Origin of the sequence: Streptomyces sp. BI87, from assembly GCF_025957665.1 — a bacterium.
Taxonomy (GTDB): Bacteria; Actinomycetota; Actinomycetes; order Streptomycetales; family Streptomycetaceae; genus Streptomyces; species Streptomyces albidoflavus.
This window is the reverse complement of record NZ_CP110079.1, coordinates 1,410,116-1,434,783: the sequence shown is the minus strand read 5'-3', so window position 1 is coordinate 1,434,783 and position 24,668 is coordinate 1,410,116. Positions and strand designations below refer to the sequence as shown.

At 73.1% G+C, this 24,668-nt stretch carries 18 protein-coding genes and 1 pseudogene; 9 read left to right on the top strand and 10 right to left on the bottom strand.

What is annotated here, in order from left to right:
• Nucleotides 1–13: 13 nt before the first annotated feature.
• On the top strand, nt 14–979 hold the full coding sequence (locus tag OIM89_RS06065; protein WP_226964495.1) for a bifunctional riboflavin kinase/FAD synthetase: 966 nt from the start codon (nt 14–16) through the stop codon (nt 977–979).
• Between the two features lie 28 nt (nt 980–1,007).
• Here the strand turns inward: OIM89_RS06065 and OIM89_RS06060 are convergent.
• The 8 genes and pseudogenes from OIM89_RS06060 to OIM89_RS06025 all read right to left on the bottom strand — a co-directional run bounded on the left by OIM89_RS06060 (nt 1,008) and on the right by OIM89_RS06025 (nt 13,772).
• A pseudogene (locus OIM89_RS06060) lies at nt 1,008–1,800 on the bottom strand (pentapeptide repeat-containing protein).
• Nucleotides 1,801–2,155: 355 nt separating this feature from the next.
• On the bottom strand, nt 2,156–3,262 hold the full coding sequence (locus tag OIM89_RS06055; RefSeq protein ID WP_226964496.1) for an ABC transporter ATP-binding protein: 1,107 nt from the start codon (nt 3,260–3,262) through the stop codon (nt 2,156–2,158).
• Complete coding sequence (locus tag OIM89_RS06050; protein WP_151167927.1) at nt 3,259–4,389, bottom strand: ABC transporter ATP-binding protein; 1,131 nt, start codon at nt 4,387–4,389, stop codon at nt 3,259–3,261. The genes OIM89_RS06055 and OIM89_RS06050 overlap by 4 nt, the downstream gene beginning before the upstream one ends.
• Entirely contained in the window at nt 4,386–5,330 is a 945-nt protein-coding gene (locus OIM89_RS06045; protein ID WP_030699534.1) for an ABC transporter permease, read from the bottom strand. Before OIM89_RS06045 ends, OIM89_RS06050 begins: the two co-directional genes overlap by 4 nt.
• Nucleotides 5,327–6,406 carry an ABC transporter permease gene (locus OIM89_RS06040; protein ID WP_015507005.1) on the bottom strand — a complete coding sequence of 360 codons (1,080 nt, stop codon included), beginning with the start codon at nt 6,404–6,406 and terminating at the stop codon, nt 5,327–5,329. Before OIM89_RS06040 ends, OIM89_RS06045 begins: the two co-directional genes overlap by 4 nt.
• 3 nt (nt 6,407–6,409) lie before the next feature.
• On the bottom strand, nt 6,410–8,287 hold the full coding sequence (locus OIM89_RS06035) for an ABC transporter substrate-binding protein (RefSeq protein ID WP_052231119.1): 1,878 nt from the start codon (nt 8,285–8,287) through the stop codon (nt 6,410–6,412).
• 321 nt (nt 8,288–8,608) lie between these two features.
• On the bottom strand, nt 8,609–13,081 hold the full coding sequence (locus OIM89_RS06030) for an SCO5717 family growth-regulating ATPase (RefSeq protein ID WP_264491057.1): 4,473 nt from the start codon (nt 13,079–13,081) through the stop codon (nt 8,609–8,611).
• Between the two features lie 457 nt (nt 13,082–13,538).
• The gene (locus tag OIM89_RS06025; RefSeq protein WP_008410190.1) at nt 13,539–13,772 is read right to left on the bottom strand and encodes a DUF397 domain-containing protein; all 234 of its coding nucleotides are present in this window, start codon (nt 13,770–13,772) and stop codon (nt 13,539–13,541) included.
• Between the two features lie 399 nt (nt 13,773–14,171).
• Here OIM89_RS06025 and rpsO point away from each other — a divergent pair, with 399 nt between their 5' ends.
• From rpsO to OIM89_RS06000, 5 genes are all read left to right on the top strand, one after another.
• On the top strand, nt 14,172–14,459 hold the full coding sequence (gene rpsO, locus OIM89_RS06020) for a 30S ribosomal protein S15 (protein ID WP_003951205.1): 288 nt from the start codon (nt 14,172–14,174) through the stop codon (nt 14,457–14,459).
• A gap of 377 nt (nt 14,460–14,836) precedes the next feature.
• Nucleotides 14,837–17,044 carry a polyribonucleotide nucleotidyltransferase gene (locus OIM89_RS06015; protein ID WP_030699530.1) on the top strand — a complete coding sequence of 736 codons (2,208 nt, stop codon included), beginning with the start codon at nt 14,837–14,839 and terminating at the stop codon, nt 17,042–17,044.
• Nucleotides 17,041–18,417, top strand: a complete 1,377-nt coding sequence (locus tag OIM89_RS06010; protein ID WP_030699529.1) for a M16 family metallopeptidase — start codon at nt 17,041–17,043, stop codon at nt 18,415–18,417. The genes OIM89_RS06015 and OIM89_RS06010 overlap by 4 nt, the downstream gene beginning before the upstream one ends.
• A 24-nt stretch (nt 18,418–18,441) precedes the next feature.
• Nucleotides 18,442–19,197 (top strand): 4-hydroxy-tetrahydrodipicolinate reductase, encoded by a 756-nt coding sequence (gene dapB / locus OIM89_RS06005; protein ID WP_030699528.1) that lies wholly within the window; start codon nt 18,442–18,444, stop codon nt 19,195–19,197.
• 13 nt (nt 19,198–19,210) lie between these two features.
• The gene (locus OIM89_RS06000; protein WP_030699527.1) at nt 19,211–19,669 is read left to right on the top strand and encodes a tetratricopeptide repeat protein; all 459 of its coding nucleotides are present in this window, start codon (nt 19,211–19,213) and stop codon (nt 19,667–19,669) included.
• 55 nt (nt 19,670–19,724) lie between these two features.
• On the opposite strand, the gene OIM89_RS05995 is transcribed toward OIM89_RS06000, so the two are convergent.
• The gene (locus tag OIM89_RS05995; protein WP_033240533.1) at nt 19,725–20,288 is read right to left on the bottom strand and encodes a hypothetical protein; all 564 of its coding nucleotides are present in this window, start codon (nt 20,286–20,288) and stop codon (nt 19,725–19,727) included.
• A 92-nt stretch (nt 20,289–20,380) separates the two neighbouring features.
• On the bottom strand, nt 20,381–20,620 hold the full coding sequence (locus OIM89_RS05990) for a hypothetical protein (protein ID WP_030699525.1): 240 nt from the start codon (nt 20,618–20,620) through the stop codon (nt 20,381–20,383).
• A gap of 214 nt (nt 20,621–20,834) precedes the next feature.
• Here OIM89_RS05990 and thyX point away from each other — a divergent pair, with 214 nt between their 5' ends.
• The 3 genes from thyX to OIM89_RS05975 all read left to right on the top strand — a co-directional run bounded on the left by thyX (nt 20,835) and on the right by OIM89_RS05975 (nt 24,521).
• On the top strand, nt 20,835–21,575 hold the full coding sequence (gene thyX / locus OIM89_RS05985) for an FAD-dependent thymidylate synthase (RefSeq protein WP_264491056.1): 741 nt from the start codon (nt 20,835–20,837) through the stop codon (nt 21,573–21,575).
• Nucleotides 21,576–21,808: 233 nt separating this feature from the next.
• Nucleotides 21,809–22,732: a 4-hydroxy-tetrahydrodipicolinate synthase gene (gene dapA, locus OIM89_RS05980; RefSeq protein WP_008410177.1), complete on the top strand. Its 924-nt coding sequence runs from the start codon at nt 21,809–21,811 to the stop codon at nt 22,730–22,732.
• A 103-nt stretch (nt 22,733–22,835) separates the two neighbouring features.
• Complete coding sequence (locus OIM89_RS05975) at nt 22,836–24,521, top strand: ribonuclease J (RefSeq protein WP_030699522.1); 1,686 nt, start codon at nt 22,836–22,838, stop codon at nt 24,519–24,521.
• Nucleotides 24,522–24,668 lie beyond the last annotated feature (147 nt).

The window sequence follows — 24,668 nt, the reverse complement described above, 5'->3', positions numbered from 1 at the left end:
AGGAGCGGTCACAGTGCAGCGCTGGCGTGGCTTGGAGGACATCCCCCAGGACTGGGGGCGCAGCGTCGTCACCATCGGCTCCTACGACGGGGTGCACCGCGGCCATCAGCTGATCATCGGCCGCGCCGTGGAGCGGGCCCGCGAGGCGGGGCTGCCGACGGTCGTCGTGACCTTCGACCCGCACCCCAGCGAGGTGGTCCGCCCCGGCACCCACCCGCCGCTGCTCGCCCCGCACCACCGCCGCGCGGAACTCTGCGCCGAACTGGGCGTCGACGCTCTGCTCGTACTGCCGTTCACCAGGGAGTTCTCGCAGCTGTCCCCCGCCGAGTTCGTCGCCAAGGTGCTGGTCGACCGGCTCCACGCCCGCCTCGTCGTCGAGGGCCCCAACTTCCGCTTCGGCCACCGTGCCGCCGGCGACGTCGCCGTGCTCACCGAGCTGGGCGCCACCTACGACTACGAGGTCGAGGTGGTCGACCTGGTCGTCCGTGGCGCCGCGGGCGGCGGCGTGCCGTTCTCCTCCACGCTCACCCGGCGCCTCGTCGCCGAGGGGGACGTGGCGGGCGCCGCCGAGATCCTCGGCCGCCCCCACCGCGTCGAGGGCGTCGTCGTGCGCGGCGCCCAGCGCGGCCGTGAACTGGGCTACCCCACCGCCAACGTCGAGACCCTCCCCTACACCGCGATCCCCGCCGACGGCGTCTACGCGGGCTGGCTGAACGCCGAGGGCGAGGCGATGCCCGCCGCCATCTCGGTCGGCACCAACCCGCAGTTCGACGGCACCGAACGCACCGTCGAGGCGTACGCCATCGACCGCGTCGGCCTCGACCTCTACGGCCAGCACGTCTCCGTCGACTTCCTCGCCTTCGTACGGGGCCAGGCCAAGTTCGCCTCGCTCGACGAGCTGCTGGAAGCCATGTCCCGCGACGTCGCGCGCTGCCGCGAACTCATCGCCGCCGCCGCGCCCCAGGGCCCCGCGGTCTGACGCCGCGCCACCCGACGCCGCGCCCGCGCTACGGGGCGGTGCGCGCCGTCGCCCCTTCCCACGCCCGGCCCTCCGTCGCCCAGTGCGCAGGGCGACGGAGGGCCGGGCAGGCGCGTCGCGGCGTCGCCCCGGGCGGCGGCGAGCTGGGTGCCCGTCGCGTAGACGCTGCCGCGCAGGTCGGCTCCGGAGAGGTCGGCGCCGCGCAGGTCCGCTCCGATCAGGTCGGCCCAGCGGAGGTCGGCGTCGCGCAGGTCCGCCCCGATCAGCAGCGCCCCACGCAGGCTCGCACCGCGCAGATCCGCGCCCCGCAGCCGGGCGCCGGCCAGGTCCGCGCCCCGGTGCACGGGGCCGCGCCGCGGCGAGCACGCCCGCACCAGGTCGCCCGCGCGCAACAGCGCCGGGTTGACCGCCGCGCGCAGCGCCCCGACGTCGGCGGCGAGCACGGTGTCCGCGTCCGCCCCGGCCAGCTCGCTCAGCCCGGTACGGGCGCGGCGCAGTTCGGCGTGGACGGGGCGGGTCTCGGGGCGGTCCAGGGCGTCGGCGACGTAGGCCAGGAGTTCGTGCACGGGGCGCATCACGGCGAAGACCGCGAACATCCGCCGCGCCGCGTCCGGTGAGCCGCGCCAGTCCTCACCGGCGAAGGTCACCTGGGAGACCTGCTGGCCCGCCCCGTGACAGTCGAAGACGGTGCAGCCCGTCCAGCCAAGCGGGCGCAGCTCCGCGTGGACGGAGCAGCCGAAGTCGGCCCGGAGGTCGCCGCAGGGGCTGCCGCCGGGCTTGTCCACCGGGAAGTCGGCCGACCGCGAGAACGGCAGCGCCACGCAGCACAGCCCGAAGCACCGCGCGCAGTCCCCGCGCGGCTCGGTACGCCCCGCACGGGGCGCCTCCGCCCCGTCGGCCGCCGCCCCGTCCACGGCGCCACGTCGCGCGCTCCGTGCCTGGTCGGCCGCCCCGTGAGCCCCGCCGCTCCGCGCGCCGCGCCCCGTGCCCGGACGCCCGGTGCCACCCCGCCCACCGCGCCCCCGCCCCCGCGCCCCGCTCCCGCCCCGTCGCCCCACAGCCCCGTCCTCCTCGCAGACCCGCCGCCGCGTCAACGGCCGGCGTCACAATCCCGCCAGGATGTCACCCGATGGGGAGCACGCGGCGTGCGGGTCGGCCCACGTCCCGGAAGCCCCGTCAGCCCGCCGCGGGCTCCACGGCCTGGGCCCAGTGGCAGGCCACCGCCGCCGGTCCGCTGCCGGCCAGCACCGGGAGTTCCCGCGTGCGGCAGGCGTCGGCGACCCCGGCCCGTTCGGACTCGCCGGAGGCGAGCACCGGGCAGCGGGCGTGGAAGCGGCAGCCCGACGGGACCCGGGAGGGGTCCGGGGGCTCGCCGGTGAGGATCACCGGCTCCGTCTCCGACTCCGGGAGCACCGACAGCAGCGCCCGGGTGTACGGGTGCCGGGGAGCGGTCAGGACCTGCTCGACCTCGCCGGTCTCCACGATGCGGCCGAGGTACATCACCGCGACCCGGTCGGCGATGTTCCAGGCCAGCCCCAGGTCGTGGGTGACGATCAGCGCGGAGAGACCCAGCTCGTCGCGGAGCCGCAGCAGCAGGGCGAGGATCTCCCCGCGCACCGAGGCGTCGAGCGAGGCGACCGGCTCGTCGGCGACGATCAGCTCCGGTTCCAGCACCAGGGCACCGGCGATGACGACGCGCTGGCGCTGACCGCCCGACAACTCGTGCGGGTGGCGCAGGAAGAACCGTTCCGGCGGCCGTAGCCCGGCCCGCGACAGGGCGCCCGCCACCGCCTCCTGCTCGTCGCCCGCGTAGCCGTGGATGCGCAGGCCCTCCGCGACCGCCTCGTACACGGTGTGCCGGGGGTTGAGGGAACCGCTCGGGTCCTGGAGGACGAGCTGGGCGCGCCTGCGGTACGCCTTCAGGGCGCGCGAGGCGTACTCCAGCGGCTTGCCGTCGAAGGTGACCCGCCCGGAGGTGGGCGTCACCAGGCCCAGCAGCGAGCGCGCCAGTGTCGTCTTGCCGCACCCCGACTCGCCGACCAGGGCCACGATCTCGCCGGGGCGGACGTCGAGGTCCACCCCGTCCACCGCGCGCGCCTCGCGGTCGCCGCGCCGTCCTGGGAAGACGACCTTCACCTGCTCCGCGCTGAGCAGCGGCGGCGCCCCGTCGCCCGCCCAGTCCGGAGCGAGAACGCCCAGGTCGCGCGCCCCGTGGGCCGCCCCGTCGCCCGCCCCGTCCGCCGCCCCGTCGCCCCGCACCGCACCCGTCTCCGCGCCGCTCATGACCCGCTCCCCGTCGTCTCCGAAACGCCCTCGGACGCGGCCGCGCCGGCGCCCTCCCGGGCCGCCGCCGCACCGTCCCCTGCACCCGCGGCACCCTCGTCTTCGCCCCCCACCCGCACGCACGCCGCCCGCCGTCCGGGCCCCGCCACGCGCAGCACCTGGTCCTGGGTGGCGCAGACGTCCAGCGCCACCGGGCACCGCGGATGGAAGGCGCAACCGTCCGGTACCGCGGCAGGGTCCGGCGGATCACCCGGCAGGCCGCGCGGCGCGCGCCGCGACGCGAGGTCGCCGATGCGCGGGAAGGCCGAGGAGAGCGCCCGGCCGTACGGATGCGCGGCGTGCGCGTGGACCGCCTTCGCCGGTCCCTCCTCGACGACCCGGCCCGCGTACATCACCGCGAGCCGGTCGCAGGTGTCGGAGAGGACGGCCAGGTCGTGGCTGATCATGATCAGCCCGAGGTCCTGGTCGGCGACGAGTCCCTCGATCAGCCGCAGGATCTGCGCCTGGATCATCACGTCCAGGGCGGTGGTCGGCTCGTCCGCGATGACCAGCCGCGGATCGCAGGCCAGCGCCATCGCGATCATGACGCGCTGGCGCTGCCCGCCGGACAGTTCATGCGGATACGCCTGGACCCGCGCGGCCGGCAGCCCCACCTGTTCCAGCAGTTCGCCCGCACGCCTGCGCGCGGCGGCCGGGGTCGCCCGGCGGTGCAGCAGGATCGGCTCGGCGATCTGGTCACCGATCCGGTGCACCGCGTTGAGGGAGTGCATCGCCCCCTGGAACACCACGGAGGCGCCCGCCCAGCGCACCGCGCGCAGCCGCCCCCACGACATGGTGCGGATGTCCTCACCGTCCAGGAGGATCTCCCCCGACAGCTTCGCCGTGGACGGCAGCAGCCGCAGCAGCGCCAGGGCCAGCGTCGACTTGCCGCACCCCGACTCCCCGGCGATCCCCAGCTTCTGCCCCGCCTCCAGCCGCAGGTCCACGCCCCGCACCGCCGGTACGGCGGGGGAGCCCGGGGTGCGGGCGTACGTCACCTCCAGGTTCCGTACCTCCAGCAGCGGTGTGCCGCCGCCCGGCGCCGCCTTCGCGGCGGCAGGTTCCTCGTGCGTGTCGTGCGGTGTCAACGGGAGACCCCCAGCTTGGGGTTGAGGACGGACTCGATGGCGCGCCCGCACAGGGTGAAGGCGAGGGCGACCAGGGCGATGGCCAGGCCCGGCGGGGTGATGTACCACCAGTTGCCGGAGCTGACCGCGCCCGCCTCCCGGGCGTCCTGGAGCAGCCCGCCCCAGGAGACGACCGTCGGGTCGCCGAGGCCGAGGAAGGCCAGCGTCGCCTCGGTCAGGATCGCCAGCGAGATGACCAGGGTGGTCTGGGCGAGGACGAGCGGCATCACGTTGGGCAGCACGTGCCGCGCCATGATGTGGCCGTGCCCGCCGCCGAGCGCCCGCGCCCGCTCGATGTACGGCCGTGACTCGACGGCCAGGGTCTGCGCGCGGACCAGCCGCGCCGTGGTGGGCCAGGTGGTGACGCCGATCGCGAGGATCGTCGTCCACAGCGAGCGGGCCATCACCGTGGAGAGGGCGATGGCCAGCACCAGCGTCGGCATCACCAGGAACCAGTCGGTGACCCGCATGACGACCGTCGCGTACCAGCCCTTGAAGTGTCCGGCGGTGATGCCGACGAGGGCGCCGATGGCCACCGAGAGGAACGCGGCGAGCAGCCCCACCATGAGGGAGACCCGGGTGCCCCACAGCAGCAGCGCCAGTACGTCCCGGCCGAACTGGTCGGTGCCGAGCAGGAACTCACCGCTCGGCTCCTCCAGCGCCCCGCCGGTGGCGTCGGTGACGCTCCGGGACTCCTCGCCGGCCAGCAGCGGCGCCGCCAGCGCCAGCAGCGCGATCACCACCAGCACGGCGAGGCCGAAGACCCCTCCCCGGTGCGACCGGTACTGGCGCCAGAACCGCGCCAGCGCGTGGAGCCGCCGCGCCCGGGCCAGCGCCCGCGCGCTGCGCGGCGCCGCACCGCCCCGCCCCGTGGCGCCGTCCTTCGTCTCGTGCACAGTCATCGGCCCACCCGGGGATCGAGCAGTGGATAGATCACGTCGGCGAGGGTGTTCATCAGGATCACCGCGGCGGCGAAGAGGAAGAACAGGCCCTGCACCAGCGGCAGGTCGGGCACGCTCAGCGCCTGGTAGAAGAGGCCGCCGAGGCCCGGCCAGGAGAAGACCGTCTCGACCAGGATGGCGCCGGCGACGGTGTTGCCGAGGTTGACGAAGAGCAGCGTCACCGTGGGCAGCAGCGCGTTGGGCACCGCGTGACGGCGGCGCACCGCGTCGTCGCGCAGGCCCTTGGCACGCGCCGTCGTCAGATAGTCGCTGCCCATCTCGTCCAGCAGCGAGGAGCGCATCACCAGCAGGGTGCGCGCGTACTCCACCGCGACCAGGGTGAGGACGGGCAGCACCATGTGGTGGGCGACGTCCAGGACGTGGGCGAAGCCGGACTGCCCGCCCGACTCCATGCCGCCGGTCGGGAAGACGCCGGGGATCGGCCCGACACCGACCGACAGGGTGACGATCAGCAGCAGCCCCAGCCAGAACGACGGCACCGAGTACAGCGTCAGCGCGAACGCCGTGCCGAACCGGTCCCCGAACTTGCCCCCGCGCCACGCGGAGCGCGCCCCCAGCCAGATGCCCAGCACCGTGTAGATGACGAAGGCGGTACCGGTCAGCAGCAGCGTCGCCGGGAGTGCCTCGGTGATCTTGTCGATGACGGGGGCGCGGAACTGGTACGACATGCCGAAGTCGCCGGTGAGGGCCTTCGCGCAGTAGTCGGTGAACTGCTGCCACAGCGGCAGGTCGAGCCCGAACTCGCGGCGCATCGCGGCCAGCTGCTCGGTGGATACGGGGCGGCCCTGCGTCATGTGCTTGACCGGGTCACCCGGGATCATGCGGAAGAGGAAGAAGCTGGTGACCAGGACGGCGAAGAGGGAGACCGCCGCACCGGCCAGCTTGCCCGCGACGTAGCGCAGGTAGGCGGCGGCGGAACGGGAGCGGGGCCCGCGCCCCGACGGTCCGGCCTCGGCCGGACCGTCGGAGGCGGCACCCGGGCTCTTGACGAGAGCCGCGGTGCTGTCGGTGCTCATGGCCTATTCACGGTCCTCCGCGGTGGCCCGGCGCCGCAGCCCGAACAGGACTCCCGCCCCGATCACCAGGACGACCGCCACGCCGATGCCGACGACCGCGCCGGTGGAGAGGCCACCGGAACCCTCGGAGCCCGCGTCGTCGTCGGCGGGCACCGCCGACCACCAGCTCCAGTAGCCGTCCTGGCCGTAGATGTTGCCCGCGGCCTCCGGCATGGTCGTGATCGACTTGATCTGGTCGGTGCGGTACGCCTCGACGGCGTTCGGGTACGCCAGGACGTTCATGTACCCGGTGTCGTACAGCCGCGACTGCATCTGCTTGACCAGGTCGGCGCGCTTGGCCGGGTCGTACTCGGCGAGCTGCTGCCCGTAGAGCTTGTCGAACTCCTTGTCGCAGATGAAGTTGTCGGTGGCCGACGACTCCTTCGGCTTGCTGGGGAGCGCCGCGCAGGTGTGGATGCCGAGGACGAAGTCCGGGTCCGGGTTGACCGACCAGCCGTCGAAGGCCAGGTCGTACTCGCCGGCGGCCCACGGGTCGGAGACGTTGTCGAGGCAGTCGACCTTCAGGCCGATGCCCAGCTCGCCCCACCACTCCTGGAGGTACTTGCCGACCGCCTTGTCGTTGGGGTCGGTGGCGTGGCACAGGATGCGGAAGTCCAGCGGCTTGCCGTCCTCGCCGACGCGCTTGCCCTCGGCGTTCTTCTCGTACCCCGCGTCGTCCAGCAGCTTCGCCGCCTTCGCCGGGTCGTACGCGCGCTTCTGCTCGGCCGACGGCTTCCAGAAGTAGTCGCCGAAGCGGGGCGGTATGTACCCCTCGCCCTCGACGGCGTTGCCCTGGAAGACCCGGTCCACGATGGTCTTGCGGTCCACGGCGGTGAAGAGCGCCTCGCGGACCTTGGCGTCCTTGAGCGCGGGGTGCCCGTCGCCGAACTCCTCGCCGTCCTTGGTGCGCGCGCCCGGGTTGACCGCGAGGGCGAAGAAGCGCCGGCCGGGGCCCTCGTTGACCTTGATGTTGTCGGCCTTGGCGAGGGAGTCGGCCTGGGCCGGGGTGAGGCTCGGGCTGCCCGCGGCGAAGGAGACCTCGCCCTTGCGGAGGGCGGCGACGGCGGCGTCCTGGTCCTTGTAGTAGCGGAAGACCAGCTCGTCGAACTTGGGGGCGCCGCGCCAGTAGTCCTTGTTGGCGGTGAGCTTGACGTAGCTGTCGCGCTTGTACTCGGTCAGGACGAACGGCCCGTTGCCGACGACGGGGAAGTCCTGGTCGTTGTTGAACTTCGAGAAGTCGTCGACCTTCTCCCACACGTGCTTCGGGACGATCGGCACGTCCAGCGCGGTCATCGTCGCCTGCGGCTTCTTCAGCTCCACCACGAGCTTCTCGGGGCCGGGCGCGGTGACCTTCTTGAAGTTGCTGGTGAACGAGCCGTTGGCGGTCGCCGCGGCCTCGTCCTCCATCATCGTGTTGAAGGTCCAGGCGGCGTCCTCGGCGGTGACCTTCTCGCCGTCCGACCACTTGGCGTCGGAGCGGATGGTGTAGGTCCACGTCAGCTTGTCGTCGGAGGACTCCCACTCGGTGGCCATCGCCGGCACCGTGGAGTTGTCCTTGGCGTCGTAGTTGGTGAGGAAGTCGTACATCAGCCGGTGGATCGAGGTCGACACCAGCGTCTGGGCGAGGAACGGGCTGAGCGAGTCGACGCTCTGCGCCACCGCCACCGTCAGCGTCTTCTTGCCGCCGTCGGCCGCCTCGGCCTCGTGCGGGGCCGGGTTGAGCGGTGTGGCGAGCCCCGCCGTCAGGGACATCGCCGCCACGCCCGAGGCGGCGAGCAGCCGGAGCCTGCCGCGCCGGGTGCCTGAAGTCGTTGAGCTGCCGTGCTGTTCTGGTCTGTCCATAGGTCGGGGACCTCGCGTCGTCGCTCGCACAGGGAAGGCCGCTTGATCATGAAGCGCCGTTGGGTGATGTGAGTGTCTACCAGCGCTGGTCTAAACATGTCAACGGTCGATGAACACAGTGTGGCCTGCGGTAACGCCCGGGAAACCGGGCGGTGTTGAGGAGTTCGGCGCTCATTGGTCCAGTCCTCTGAAACGCCCAGCGCGAGGTGGGGCGCGAGCTGCGCGAGAGGTTCCGCACCACCCTGGAAACGCCAACCGGCCGTCACCCGGGGGAGGTTGACTCTCCCCGGACGACGGCCGGTACGGACCTGACGCCAACGGCTACTGCTGCGGCGGCTGTTCACCCTCCGCGGCGGGCGGCTGCGCCTGCCCCGGGGCCTGGCCCGGGGCCTGCCCGGGCGCCTGGTAGGGCACACCCGGCGCCGGGTACTGCCCGGGCTGCCCGTACGGCACCGCACCCGGCGCCCCCGGCTGCTGCCCCCACGGCCCCGGCGGCTGCGCCGGATAGCCGTAACCGTCCTGCTGCGGCTGCGGCTGCGGCTGCGGCGCCTGGGGCGGCTGCCCCTGCGGCGGGTACGGGGCGCCCTGCGGTGGCGCGCCCGCCCCGTACGCCGGAGGCTGCGGGCCCGCCGGCTGCTGCGGTGCCGGATAGCCGTACCCCGGCCCGCCCGGCTGCTGCGGGACCCCGCCCTGCGGCGGGTACGGGGCCTGCGGCGGCTGCGGCGCGGCGGCGGGCATCCCGGGCTGCTGCTGGGCCTGGCCCGGCAGCGGCGGCGCGGCCACCGGCGGCGGGTTGCCGTCGGAGGTCCACAGGCCCTGCTGCTGCTGGGCCCGGGCGAAGTCCTCCGCGACCAGCGCCGACAGGTTGAAGTACGCCTCGCGCGTCTTGGGCCGCATCATGTCGAGGTCCACCTCGGCGCCGGCCGACAGGTGCTCGTCGAAGGGGATGACGACCACGCCGCGGCAGCGCGTCTCGAAGTGCTGGACGATGTCGTCCACCTTGATCATCTTGCCGGTCTCGCGCACCCCGGAGATGACCGTCAGCGACCGCGACACCAGCTCCGCGTACCCGTGCGCCGACAGCCAGTCCAGCGTCGTCGAGGCGCTGGACGCCCCGTCGACCGAGGGCGTCGAAATGATGATCAGCTGGTCGGCGAGGTCCAGCACCCCGCGCATCGCGCTGTACAGCAGCCCCGTCCCCGAGTCGGTGAGGATGATCGGGTACTGCCTGCCGAGGACGTCGATCGCCCGCCGGTAGTCCTCGTCGTTGAAGGTGGTCGAGACCGCCGGGTCCACGTCGTTGGCGATGATCTCCAGCCCGGAGGGCGCCTGCGAGGTGAACCGCCGGATGTCCATGTACGAGTGGAGGTGCGGGATCGCCTGCACCAGGTCGCGGATGGTCGCCCCGGTCTCCCGCCGGACCCGGCGGCCGAGCGTGCCCGCGTCCGGGTTGGCGTCGATGGCGAGGATCTTGTCCTGCCGCTCGGTGGCCAGCGTCGCCCCGAGCGCGGTGGTCGTGGTCGTCTTGCCCACGCCGCCCTTGAGGCTGATGACCGCGATGCGGTAGCAGGACAGCACGGGGGTGCGGATCAGCTCCAGCTTCCGCAGCCGCTCCGCCTCCTCCTTCTTCCCGCCGAGCTTGAACCGCCCACCCGCGCCCGGCCGCCCGCTGCGCGCCTTCTGCTTGTTGTTGCGCAGCAGCCGGTCCGAGGAGAGCTCGACCGCCGCCGTGTAACCGAGCGGCGCCCCCGGATTGGTCCGCTCCCGCTGGTCGTGCTGGACGGCCTGCGGCCACGCGGCCCCGGTCCGCGGGTCCACCGGCGCCTGCGGCGGCAACGGCGCACCCGGCGCCGGGTAGGGCTGCTGCCCCGGCCCGGCCTGCGGCTGCTGGGGCGGCGCCGGATAGCCGTACCCCGACCCCGGCACGCCCTGCTGCGGCACCCCGGGCACGCCGGGGGCGGGCTGGGCGCCGGGCGCCTGGTGCGCACCGGGCACCGGCTGGGCACCCGGGGCCTGCTGCGCGGGCGGGAAGCCGTAGCCGTCCGGCGTCTGCGGGGCGCCCGCCGGAGGCTGCCCCGGCGTCTGCGGAGCGCCCTGCGGAGCGCCCTGCGGCGCGGGCACGGGGCCCTGCGGGGCGGCGTGGGGCGCGCCGAACGGGGCCCCCGGTGCGGCGTGCGGGGCCTGCGGCGGCTGCGCGGCCTCCTGCGGCGCAGCGGAGGGCTGCGGGAAGCCGTAGGCACCCGGCGCCTCGGCGGCACCCTGCGCCGGGGCGGGCTGCCCGCCGTGCTGGGCGCCGGCGTGCTGCGGGCCCTGCGGGGCGGGCGGCGCCTGCGGGGCGTCGGAGGGCGCGGGCGCGGCGGGGGCCTGGTTCCCGTGCGGGAAGCCGTAGCCCCCGGGGGCGGCCTGCTGCTGCGGCGCCTGCGGCGGGAAGCCGTACGCACCCGGGCCGGGCGCCTGCGGCGACTGCGCGTCCTGCGGCGCGGGCGGCGTGGCGGGCGCGTCGGCCGGTGCGGGCTGCGGGGCAGGAGGCGCCGGTTGAGGTGCGGGCGACTGGGCCGCCTGCGGGAAGCCGTAGCCACCGGGACCGCCCTGCGGCGCCCCGGGGTGCTGCTGCGGGAAGCCGTAGCCGCTCGCCGCACCGGGCGCCTGCTGCGGGGCCGCCGGGCCGGGCCCCTGCGGGGGCTGCTGGGGCGCCTGCTGGAAGGGCGGCGTGGTGGGCGGTGCGGGCGGCGCAGGGGGAACCGGGGGAGCGGCCACGCCGGGCCACTGCGCCGCACCGGGCGGCGCGGCCGGGGCGCCCTCCGCGGGCGGGAAGGCAGCCGGCAGCGGCGGCAGACCGCCCTGCTGCGGCGCGCCCGTCGGCTGCGCCCACGGCGGTGGGGCGTCCTGCGGGGCGGACGGCGTCGCCGGGGCGGCGTCGCGCGGGGCCTCGGACGGGGCGGGCGACGGGGCGGCCGACCAGGGCGTTTCCCCGGTGGCCCCGCCCGGCGCACCGCTCTGCGGCGCGTCCTGCGGGGCGGGCGTCGCGGGCTCCGCCGCGGCGCGCCGGGCCTCGGCCTCGGCGTCGCGGCGGGCGATCTCCTGCTTGAGCGCGGCGGCGGAGAAGCGCATCGTGTCGCCGCTCTCCAGATCGGCAGCGCCCGCTCCGCCCTGCGGCGCGGCGGCCGGTGCCTCCTTCTCCGGCGCGGCGTGGGTCTGCTCCGCACGGGGCGGGACCCCGGGCAGGCCGCCGCCCTGGCCGGAGGGCTCGATGCGCGCGTGGGAGGGCGGGACGAGTCCGGGCGCGGGAGTGTCCGCCCAGTTCGGCGCGAACCCCCCGTTGAACGGGGGCCGCTGGGGCTCCCGCGCCCCGCCGCCGTCCCGCGAGCCGAACGGAGCGGCCCCGTCGGCCGCCGGCCCGCCCGAGCTGTCCGCACCGGTTCCGGAACCCGTAGCGGAATCCGAGCCGGCGCCCTTCTCCGCACCGGCTCCCGGACCGCTCACCCCGTCACCGGAGGACGCCGACGCACCGGAGCTGTCGCCCCGTGCCGCCCCGTCGTCCCCCACCACGCCGCGCCCCGGCTCCCCGCCGGGCTTCTGCAGGCTGAACTCCGAGGCCGCCCCCGGACCACCGCCCGCCCCGGAAGCGGAACCCTGCGCGGAATCACCACCGTCGGCAGCGGAACCGGCGGAACCGGCGGACGGTGAGGCGAACGGCCGCGCGAACGAGACCGGGCGCCCCGCGCCTACCGCCCCGGCAGCCGCCGCCGAGCCCGAAGAAGCCGACCACGGCACATCGGCGGCCGAACCCGACGCCGCCGCACCGTCCTTGACGTCCGGCGCCGGCGCCGACGCCGACCCCGACTCCGCCCCGGAAACGGGCGCCCCGGCCTGGTCCGAGTCCGCGTCGGCCGTACCGTCCGCGTCCCCGCCCGCCTCCGCCGACCCGTCCTCCCGGACCTCGTCCTCCGAGGCCCCGTCCTGCTCCGCCTGGGCCTCCGCCATCAACTCCTCCAGCACGCCGCGCGCCCGGCTCTTCGCCTCGGGCACGTCGTCCCCGGCGCTCCCGCCCGGGACGGACTCCGTCTCCTCGGGCGTGGAGTCGGCGGCCACCACGGCGGCACCGCGCGCGCCCAGCCCACCGGCCGCGAACGAGAAGTCGAAGTCGGTCGGCGACACCGGCGCACCGGCCGAGGACGCACTCCCCGGCGCCCCGCTCTCGCGCGCCCCGTCCCCTTCCTCTGCCTCGCCGTCCTCACCGGCGCCGTCCTCGGCCCCGGTGCCCACCTCGGCCCCGGTGCCCACCTCGGCCCCGGTGCCCACCTCGGCCCCGGTGCCCACCTCGGCCCCGGCCGGGTCCTCGTCCAGCGAGTCCGCCCCGAAGGAATCCGCGCCGAGCGCACCCCCGTCGTCCTCGCCGGACGCGCTGCTTCCGGAGTCCGCCCCGGCGGCGGCGTCACGCTCCGCGAGCGACGCCCGCGCCGCCCCGTCACCGGCCCCGGCCGAGGAGGAAACCCCCAGGTCGCGCGCCCCGTACGCCGCCCCGTCGTGCTCCGCACCGGCGGCCCCGTCCGCACCGTCCCCGGCCTCGTCCACCGCGCCGGACGCACCGCCCCCGGCCCCGTCCGCCCCGCTGTCCCCCGAGCCCGAGCCCGAGAACGGAGCCACCCCGCCGCTCGAAGAGGCTTCGGCCGTGTACCAGGCATCGGCGCTGAAGGTGTACTCGCCGGTCGTCTCCGAGGCGGACTCCACGTCGGCCTGATCATCGACGGGTGTGTTGCCGCCCCCGCGGAACCCGTCCCGATCGCTGCTCACAATGCCTCCTGGTGTGGTCGTGCACCCTCATGTCGTGCGGCGGGGTGGTGTCCGCGGGCTCCCTGCGCGTACCGCGACCGCTGCCCGGCCGCGCTCCGGCACGCCTCTTCGCACACAGCGCCCCCTGCCCAGCCTAGTCACCGGCCCGAGCGCCCCGGCAGCTCCGGCCGGTCACAACTCGCCTCGGAGCGGGGCGATTTCCTCCACCGCACGGCATATGTACGCAAGGGGCCGAACCGTGCCACGGGCAACTCGGGTCAAATCCGGGCCCGTCCACACACCATCACCACAACTCGGCGCCTCCGCACGGCCCGCAGAGCCGGATCGCCCCGCCGCGGGCCCCCGCCCCCGGCCCCCGGAAACGGAAAGGGCACGCCCCGCCCGCAGGCGGCACGTGCCCCACCACTGGTGGCGGGGGCCGGACACCCGGTGCGCGGCCCCCGCCCACCCCTACGCCCTACTTCAGGTCGAACTCCCCGTCCCGCGCCCCCAGGACGAAGGCGCGCCACTCGGCCTCGGTGTAGCGCAGGACCGTGTCCGGGTCGAGCGAGGAGCGCATGGCGACGCCGCCCCCGGGCAGGTAGGCGATCTCGACCCGCTCCTCGTGCTCCTCAGCCCCGGGCGCGCTGATCCACTCGACACCCGAGATGTCCAGCGCGTACAGCTCGTCCTTCTCCTGCTGAGTCCCCATTGCCCGCTCCCTCTTCACGTCCCGACGGTGAAACCGGGCGCCCAGTCTGCCGTGCCCGGCCCCGTCCCACCACCTCCTCCGGCGGACGCCCCCCGAAGGAGCGGACCCGCCCCCGACTTCCCGCCGGCGGCGCCCGCGACCTCGTAGATCCCCGCCCGCGCGCCCCGGCTCAACCCCGCGCCCGCCCGTCACCCGGCCTCACTCCGGCCGCGGCGCGACCGGCTCCCCGCCCCTGCTACTCTGTCCGAGGCCGTCTGTGCCCACGTCCCGAGCCCCGCGTTCGACACGCGGTCCCGGACGACCGGACGGATCCATCCGCCTCCCGAGTCACCGAAGCCTCCCCTGAGACGAAGACCAGGGGCGCTCGGAGGCAAGCGAAGACATCACAGAGGAGTACGCGTGTCGCTCGACGCCGCTACGAAGAAGCAGATCATGACCGAGTTCGCCACCAAGGAGGGTGACACCGGCTCCCCCGAGGTCCAGGTCGCCCTGCTGTCGCGCCGGATCTCGGACCTGACCGAGCACCTCAAGACCCACAAGCACGACCACCACTCCCGTCGTGGTCTGCTGATCCTGGTCGGTCAGCGCCGCCGCCTTCTCCAGTACCTGGCCAAGAAGGACATCCAGCGCTTCCGTGCCCTGGTCGAGCGCCTCGGCATCCGCCGCGGTGCCGCGGGCGCCAAGTAAGACATCGTGGAGGGAGCGGTTCCCCGCCTGAGGGGACCGCTCCCTTTGCCGTACGTGCGCCCCGGCCCGGTCTCTTTGTAGGCTGGTGGGGCACGCGTAACAGCAGGACAACCTGACCACAGCTGCGCGTACCGTACGTATGCGTACGGTGGTCGCCGGGCGCGTAAGACACGTGTCCGGGAAGGGCCCGGGGAAAGCCCCGGGCGAGACGAGGGGACGCGTTCCGCGCCGCCGCCGGTCCTCGGTAGTGGCCCCCGGAAGCACCGCGCGAGCGGGGCACCGAGGGCTTCGATCGAAGACCGGCCCGCAACTGGAACGCTCCCCGCCCCCGTCCCCGCGCCACACGGGCCAGGGACGAAGACGAGGAGAGCACGCGAGTGGAGAACGAGACCCACTACGCCGAGGCCGTCATCGACAACGGCACCTTCGGCACCCGCACCATCCGCTTCGAGACGGGCCGCCTGGCCAAGCAGGCCGCCGGCTCCGCCGTGGCGTACCTGGACGACGACACCATGGTGCTGTCGGCCACCACCGCTTCCAAGAAGCCCAAGGACCAGCTGGACTTCTTCCCGCTGACCGTGGACGTCGAGGAGCGGATGTACGCGGCCGGGAAGATCCCCGGTTCCTTCTTCCGCCGTGAGGGCCGGCCCTCCGAGGACGCGATCCTCACCTGCCGCCTGATCGACCGGCCCCTGCGCCCCTCCTTCCGCAAGGGCCTGCGCAACGAGATCCAGATCGTCGAGACGATCATGGCGCTCAACCCCGACCACCTCTACGACGTGGTCGCCATCAACGCCGCCTCCTGCTCCACGCAGCTGGCCGGCCTGCCCTTCTCCGGCCCGATCGGCGGCACCCGTGTCGCCCTGATCAACGGCCAGTGGGTCGGCTTCCCGACCCACACCGAGCTGGAGGACGCCGTCTTCGACATGGTCGTCGCCGGCCGGGTGCTCGACGACGGTGACGTCGCGATCATGATGGTCGAGGCCGAGGCCACCGAGAAGACGATCCAGCTGGTCAAGGACGGCGCCGCCGCCCCGACCGAAGAGGTCGTCGCCGCCGGTCTGGAAGCCGCCAAGCCCTTCATCAAGGCGCTCTGCAAGGCCCAGTCCGACCTGGCCGCCAAGGCCGCCAAGCCCACCGGCGAGTTCCCGATCTTCCTGGACTACCAGGACGACGTGTTCGAGGCCCTCAAGGCCGCCGTCGAGTCCGAGCTGGCCCAGGCGCTGACCATCGGCGGCAAGCAGGAGCGCGAGGCCGAGCTGGACCGCGTCAAGGCCGTCGCCGCCGAGAAGCTGCTCCCGCAGTTCGAAGGCCGCGAGAAGGAGATCTCCGCGGCCTACCGCGCGCTGACCAAGGAACTGGTCCGCCGCCGCGTCATCAAGGACAAGGTCCGCATCGACGGCCGTGGCGTCACGGACATCCGTACGCTCGCCGCCGAGGTCGAGGCCATCCCGCGCGTGCACGGCTCGGCGCTGTTCGAGCGTGGCGAGACCCAGATCCTGGGCGTCACCACCCTCAACATGCTCCGCATGGAGCAGCAGCTCGACACCCTCTCCCCGGTGACGCGCAAGCGCTACATGCACAACTACAACTTCCCGCCGTACTCCACCGGCGAGACCGGCCGCGTCGGTTCCCCGAAGCGCCGCGAGATCGGCCACGGCGCCCTCGCCGAGCGCGCCCTGGTCCCGGTCCTGCCGACCCGCGAGGAGTTCCCCTACGCGATCCGCCAGGTCTCCGAGGCCCTCGGCTCCAACGGCTCCACGTCGATGGGCTCCGTCTGCGCCTCCACCATGTCGCTGCTGAACGCCGGTGTGCCCCTCAAGGCCCCCGTCGCCGGTATCGCCATGGGCCTGATCTCCCAGGAGATCGACGGCGAGACGCACTACGTCACCCTCACCGACATCCTCGGTGCGGAGGACGCCTTCGGTGACATGGACTTCAAGGTCGCCGGCACCAAGACCTTCGTCACCGCGCTCCAGCTCGACACCAAGCTCGACGGCATCCCCGCCTCGGTCCTGGCCGCCGCGCTGAAGCAGGCCCGCGACGCCCGCCTCCACATCCTCGATGTGATGAACGAGGCCATCGACGTCCCGGACGAGATGTCCCCCAACGCCCCGCGGATCATCACCGTCAAGATCCCCGTGGACAAGATTGGCGAGGTCATCGGCCCCAAGGGCAAGATGATCAACCAGATCCAGGAGGACACCGGCGCCGACATCACGATCGAGGACGACGGCACCATCTACATCGGTGCCGCCGACGGCCCGGCCGCCGAGGCCGCCCGCGCCACGATCAACGGCATCGCCAACCCGACCATGCCGGAGGTCGGCGAGCGCTACCTGGGTACGGTCGTCAAGACCACCACCTTCGGTGCCTTCGTCTCCCTGCTCCCGGGCAAGGACGGCCTGCTGCATATCTCGCAGATCCGCAAGCTCGCCGGCGGCAAGCGCGTGGAGAACGTCGAGGACGTCCTCGGCGTCGGCGCGAAGGTCCAGGTCGAGATCGCCGAGATCGACTCCCGCGGCAAGCTCTCGCTGATCCCGGTCATCGAGGGCGAGGACGAGAAGGACGACGCCTCCTCGTGACGTCCCGCACCTCCCGGACGACGGCCCGCGCCACCCCGGCGCGGGCCGTCGCCCGTACCCAAACGCTGCTCAAGGGCAAGGACGGCATCGGTACCGTCCGCCGCACCACCCTCCCGGGCGGACTGCGCGTGGTCACCGAGACCCTGCCCTCCGTCCGCTCCGCCACCTTCGGCATCTGGGTCAACGTCGGCTCCCGCGACGAGACCCCGACGCTCAACGGCGCCACCCACTACCTCGAACACCTCCTCTTCAAGGGCACCGAGAAGCGCAGCGCCCTCGACATCTCCGCCGCGATCGACGCGGTCGGCGGCGAGATGAACGCCTTCACGGCGAAGGAGTACACCTGCTACTACGCACGGGTGCTCGACACCGATCTGCCGCTCGCCATCGACGTGGTCTGCGACATGCTCACCGGCTCCCTGATCGCCCCCGAGGACGTCGACGCCGAGCGCGGCGTCATCCTCGAGGAGATCGCGATGACCGAGGACGACCCGGGCGACTGCGTCCACGACCTGTTCGCCCACACCATGCTGGGCGACACCCCGCTGGGCCGCCCCGTCCTCGGCACCGTCGACACCATCAACGCCCTCGGCCGCGACCAGATCGCCCGCTTCTACAAGCGGCACTACGACCCGACCCGCCTGGTCGTCGCCGCCGCCGGCAACGTCGACCACGCCCGCGTCGTCCGCCAGGTCCGCGCCGCCTTCGACCGCGCCGGAGCCCTGGAGCGCACCGACGCGGAGCCGACCGCGCCGCGCGCCGGCAGCCGCACCCTGCGCGCCAACGGCAAGGTCGAGGTGCTCAACCGCCGCACCGAGCAGGCCCACGTCATCCTCGGCATGCCCGGCCTCGCCCGCACCGACGACCGCCGCTGGGCGATGAGCGTGCTCAACGCGGCCCTCGGCGGCGGCATGTCCTCCCGCCTCTTCCAGGAGGTCCGCGAGAAGCGGGGACTGGCCTACAGCGTGTACTCGTACACCTCGGGCTTCGCCGACTGCGGCCTCTTCGGCGTGTACGCGGGCTGCCGGCCCAGCCAGGTCGACGACGTGCTGCGGATCTGCCGCGACGAACTCGACGCGGTCGCCGGCGGCGGCCTCAGCGACGACGAGGTGAGCCGCGCCATCGGCCAGCTCGCCGGGTCGACCGTCCTCGGCCTGGAGGACACCGGCGCCCTGATGAACCGCATCGGCAAGAGCGAGCTGTGCTGGGGCGAGCAGATGTCGGTCGACGACATGCTCGCGAAGATCTCGGCGGTCACCCCGGACGAGGTCCGCGAGGTCGCCCGCGACATCCTGGGACAGCGGCCCTCGCTCTCCGTCATCGGGCCGCTCAAGGACAAGCAGGCCGCGCGCCTGCACGACGTGGTCGCCTGAACCACCGAGAAGAGGAACGAAGCAATGAGCGACAAGCTGCGGGTGGCCGTGCTGGGCGCCAAGGGCCGCATCGGCTCCGAGGCCGTACGCGCCGTCGAGGCGGCCGGGGACATGGAGCTGGTGGCGGCGCTCGGCCGCGGCGACGCGCTGTCGGCGGTCACCGATGCCGGGGCCCAGGTCGCGGTGGAGCTGACCACCCCCGGTTCCGTCATGGAGAACCTCGAGTTCCTCGTGGGTAACGGCATCCACGCCGTGGTAGGCACCACCGGCTGGACCGACGAGCGCCTCGCCGCCCTGCGCGGCTGGCTCGACGCCTCCCCGGGCACCGGCGTCCTCATCGCGCCCAACTTCTCCATCGGCGCCGTCCTCACCATGGCCTTCGCCCAGCAGGCCGCGCGCTACTTCGAGTCGGTGGAGGTCGTCGAGCTCCACCACCCGAACAAGGCCGACGCCCCCTCGGGCACCGCCACCCGCACCGCCCAGCTGATCGCCGCCGCCCGCGCCGAGGCCCAGCTCCCCGCCCAGCCCGACGCCACGGCGACGGCGCTGGACGGGGCGCGCGGCGCCGACGTGGACGGAGTCCCGGTGCACGCGGTGCGGCTGCGGGGCCTCCTCGCCCACCAGGAGGTCCTCTTCGGCGGCGAGGGTGAGACCCTCACGATCCGCCACGACTCGCTGCACCACAGCAGCTTCATGCCGGGCATCCTGCTCGGCGCCAGGCGGGTGGGGAGCGCTCCGGGGCTCACCTTCGGCCTGGAACACTTCCTCGACCTGAACTGACCGGGCTGACCCCATGCGCGCAAAGATCACCTACCTCGTCACGGCCCTCGTCCTGGTCGTCTACTTCGTCCTGGTCGGCAGCCGCGGCGTGCTGCTCATCCGGCACGGCACCCCGCTGACCATTGTCTTCGGGGTGGCCGTGCTGGTGCTTCCGGTGATCGGCGTCTGGTTCCTCTGGAAGAACACCCAGTTCGTCCAGCGGGCCAACCGGCTCGCCGCCGAGCTGGAGGCCGAGGGCGGACTCCCCGTGGACGAGCTGGTCCGCACCCCGAGCGGCCGCGTCGACCGGGCCTCCGCCGACGCGGTCTTCGCCCGCCGCCGCGCCGAGACCGAGGACCACCCGGACGACTGGCGCTGCTGGTTCCGGCTGGCCGTCGCCTACCACGACGCCCGGGACACGCCCCGGGCCCGTAAGGCGATGCAGCGCGCGATCGCCCTGCACGCCGGCCGCCCGGTCCCCGATCAGGGCTGAGCACATGCGAAGGGCCCCGGAGGACCGTTCCTCCGGGGCCCTTCGCATGTGCTCCTCAGCCGCGTGCGGCGGGCGCGTACTCGTACGCCCAGACCTCCACGGTGTCGGCGGCGCGGTCGAACGCCTCCGTGCGGGAGAGGAAGTCCGCGTTGTGGTCGGTGAGCAGGACGGCCGGCTCGGTGGCGCCCTCCCGGACGACCAGCTCCAGTGCCTGCCCCTGCACCGTGCGGGGGAGCGCCAGCCACTTCACGGGGCGCTGCGCGGTGCGGACCGCCCGCACCCGGTTCCAGGGCGTCGTCCGAGTGAGGAAGAAGCGGACGTGGCGCAGGCCGGTGGCGTTGACCCAGACGCCCATGCGCAGCAGCCGCAGGGCGGAGGCGACCACGGCGAGCCCCAGGGCGCCGGTCACCGCCGCCCCGGACATACCACCGGCAGCCGCGATGATCACGGCGCTGACCAGGACGAACGACGCCAGCAGCAGCAGTATCGCCGCCGCCCCGACCCGCCAGGGGCCGGGGCGGTACGGTCGCCGCCACTGGTCCCGGTCGTCGTAGGGGAGCGGGGCGTCGTCCGCGGCCTCGTCGAATGCACGGTCGGCCGTCAGGAAGGCAAGGGGCACGGCTGGTCCTCACTCAAGCACACTGGGGGGTGGTGCCCGGTGAGGCTACCGAGAGTGCCGCACCCCGACCACTCCAGGGTCCCCGGGTCGGCTCAGCGACCCTCGGATGCCTCGGACTTCTGGTGCTGGACGGCCGACTGCTCGGGCGACAGGGCGGGCATGCCGATGAGCAGGGCACCGACCAGCCCGGCCACCACGGTCAGCCCCATCAGGGTGCTGCCGACCCGCTGGCCCTTGGAGGAACGCTCCCTGGGCGGCGGGGTGACATTGCTGCGGAACTTCTCAGCCTCGGCGATGAAGGCGAACGGAACGGGCTCTCGCCGACGGAACATGTAAGGCGCTTCTCCTCGGAGATCGTGTGCGGTCGTGGCGGTGCGGGACGTGAAGTACGTCTCTGCAAGGTAAGACGATCGGCGGCCCGGATCGGTGCCCCTTATCGCCGAATTCGCTGAAGATTGTCGGCGCAGGACTCCGAACGGCCGATTGTCGGTGCCGGGTCGTAGAGTGGGCGCCGCCCGAGCGACACCCCCATGGAAGGACCCGCAGGTGAGCGACACCCCTGCTCCAGACCTCAAGCCCAGTTTCCGCAGCGACGTCACGGTGCAACTGGTCAAGCACAGCGCGAGCGACACGGACGTGCTGTGGGCCGCCCGCGTCTCCACCGCCGGTGAGCAGTCCCTGGACGAGCTGAGCAAGGACCCGGAGCGTTCCCGGGGTCTGATCAACTATCTGATGCGGGACCGCCACGGCAGCCCCTTCGAGCACAACTCGATGACGTTCTTCATCAGTGCTCCCATCTTCGTCTTCCGCGAGTTCATGCGGCACCGCGTGGGGTGGTCGTACAACGAGGAGTCCGGTCGCTACCGGGAGCTCCAGCCTGTCTTCTACGTCCCCGACGCCGACCGCAAACTCGTCCAGCAGGGCCGGCCCGGAAAGTACGAGTTCGTCGAGGGCAGCGAGGAGCAGCGCGAGCTGACCGCCCGCACCCTGGAGAACACCTACACCCAGGCGTACGAGGCGTACCAGGAGATGCTGGCGGGCGGCGTCGCCCGCGAGGTGGCCCGGGCCGCGCTGCCGGTCGGCCTGTACTCCTCGATGTACGCGACGTGCAACGCCCGCTCGCTGATGAACTTCCTCAGCCTGCGCACCCAGCACGAGCTGGCGACGGTCCCCTCCTTCCCGCAGCGCGAGATCGAGATGGTCGGCCAGGAGATGGAGGCCCGCTGGGCCGAGCTGATGCCGCTGGCGCACGCCGCCTTCAACAAGAACGGCCGCGTCGGCCCCTGAGGCTGCGGCGGCGTCCTGCGGGCCAGCCATCTGAAGTGTCCGTATTGCGGCTTTTCGGAAAGTTCATCTAGCCTGATGAAACGGGTCCGGTACTGCTTGAACCCCCGAGCAGGCAGTACCGGACCCTTCTGTCTCCCCTTGCGCCGTTCGTCCGCCCCACGGGGCACGCCGACGACGCTCGTCACATCGCCCTGGGGGGGACCGCACGCCGTGTAGCGAGTAGCGTGTTACCCATGGCTCCGACCTCCACTCCGCAGACCCCCTTCGGGAGGGTCCTCACCGCCATGGTCACGCCTCTGACGGCGGACGGCGCGCTCGACATCGACGGCGCCCAGCGCCTCGCCACCCACCTGGTGGACGCCGGCAACGACGGACTGGTCCTCAACGGCACCACCGGCGAGTCCCCGACCACCAGTGACGCGGAGAAAACCGAGCTGATCCGGGCCGTGCTCGACGCGGTCGGCGACCGGGCCCACATCGTCGCCGGAGTCGGTACCAACGACACCCGCCACAGCATCGAGCTGGCCCGCGCCGCCGAGGCGGCCGGAGCCCACGGTCTGCTGACGGTCACGCCGTACTACAACAAGCCGCCGCAGGAGGGCCTGTACCGCCACTTCACGGCGATCGCGGACTCCACCGGCCTGCCGGTCATGGTCTACGACATCCCCGGCCGCAGCGGTGTCCCGATCAACACGGAGACCCTGGTGCGCCTCGGTGAGCACCCGCGCATCGTGGCCAACAAGGACGCCAAGGGCGACCTCGGCCGCGCCAGCTGGGCCATCGCCCGCTCGGACCTCGCCTGGTACTCCGGCGACGACATGCTGAACCTTCCGCTGCTCTCGGTGGGCGCGGTCGGTTTCGTCTCGGTCGTCGGCCACCTGGTCACCCCCGAGCTGCGCGCCCTCCTGGAGGCGCACCTGAGCGGCGACGTCCAGAAGGCCACCGAGATCCACCAGCGGCTGCTCCCGGTCTTCACCGGGATGTTCCGCACTCAGGGCGTCATCACCACCAAGGCCGCCCTCGACCGGCTCGGACTCCCCGGCGGCCCGCTGCGCCTGCCGCTGGTCGAGCTGTCGGCGGAGGAAACTGTGCAGCTGACGATCGACCTGGCCGCAGGCGGGGTACAGCTCCAGTCCACAGACTTCACAACTGCATAAGCGCGACCGGTACGCCGGAGCACCACCGCACAACTTCACCAGCACGAACGACACCCGCGCCACGTGCCGTCCGGTACGTGGCGCGGGTGGTAGGGAGAATCTTTTGAGTCATCCGCACCCTGAACTCGGCCCCCCGCCGAAGCTGCCCAAGGGCGGCCTGCGCGTCACACCGCTCGGCGGCCTCGGCGAGATCGGCCGCAACATGACGGTCTTCGAGTACGACGGCCGGCTGCTGATCGTCGACTGCGGCGTCCTCTTCCCCGAGGAGGAGCAGCCCGGCGTCGACCTGATCCTGCCCGACTTCACCTCGATCAGGAACCGCCTCGACGACATCGAGGGCATCGTCCTCACGCACGGCCACGAGGACCACATCGGCGGCGTCCCGTACCTGCTCCGCGAGAAGCCGGACATCCCGCTGATCGGATCGAAGCTCACGCTCGCGCTGATCGAGGCGAAGCTCCAGGAGCACCGCATCCGGCCGTACACGCTGGAGGTGGCGGAGGACCACCGCGAGCGCATCGGTCCCTTCGACTGCCAGTTCATCGCGGTCAACCACTCCATCCCGGACGCCCTGGCCGTCGCCATCCGCACGCCCGCGGGCATGGCGGTGCACACCGGCGACTTCAAGATGGACCAGCTCCCGATGGACCGGCGGCTCACCGACCTGCCGACGTTCGCGAAGCTCGGCGAGGAGGGCATCGACCTCCTGCTGACCGACTCCACCAACGCCGAGGTCCCCGGCTTCGTGCCGCCCGAGCGCGACATCTCCAACGTCCTGCGCAACGTCTTCGCCAACGCGGACAAGCGGATCATCGTGGCGAGCTTCGCCAGCCACGTCCACCGCATCCAGCAGATCCTGGACGCCGCCCACGAGTACGGCCGCCGGGTCGCCTTCGTCGGCCGCTCGATGGTCCGCAACATGGGCATCGCCCGCGACCTCGGCTACCTCAAGGTGCCGCCGGGCCTCGTCGTCGACGTGAAGGCGCTCGACGACCTGCCGGACGACGAGGTCGTGCTGGTCTGCACCGGTTCGCAGGGCGAGCCGATGGCCGCGCTCTCCCGCATGGCCAACCGCGACCACCAGATCCGCATCGTCCAGGGCGACACGGTGATCCTGGCCTCCTCGCTGATCCCGGGCAACGAGAACGCGGTCTACCGCGTGATCAACGGTCTGACCCGCTGGGGCGCCAACGTCGTCCACAAGGGCAACGCCAAGGTCCACGTCTCCGGACACGCCTCGGCCGGCGAGCTGCTGTACTTCTACAACATCTGCAAGCCGAAGAACCTGATGCCGGTCCACGGCGAATGGCGCCACCTGCGGGCCAACGCCGAACTCGGCGTCCTCACCGGCGTCCCGCCGCAGAACATCGTCATCGCCGAGGACGGCGTCGTCGTCGACCTGGTCGACGGCCGCGCCAAGATCGTCGGCAAGGTCCAGGCGGGCTACGTCTACGTGGACGGGCTCTCCGTCGGCGATGTCACCGAGACCTCGCTCAAGGACCGCCGCATCCTCGGCGACGAGGGCATCATCTCGGTCTTCGTGGTGGTGGACTCCAGCTCCGGCAAGATCACCGGCGGCCCGCACATCCAGGCCCGCGGTTCGGGTATCGACGACGCGCGCTTCGCCGACGTCGTCCCCCGTATCCAGGAGGTCCTGGAGAAGTCGGCCCAGGACGGCGTGGTCGAGCCGCACCAGCTCCAGCAGCTGGTGCGCCGGACCCTCGGCAAGTGGGTCGCCGACCACTACCGCCGGCGCCCGATGATCCTCCCGGTCGTCGTCGAGGTCTGAGCCGCCGTACGGCGCACCACGGAGCGGGGCTCCCCGGATTTGCATCGGGGAGCCCCGCTCCAGTACGTTTACGTCTCCACCCCAGCGGGAAGCGCGGCGTACCTCTGTGTGCCCACGCGGAACTGGAGAGGTGGAAATTTCGACTCA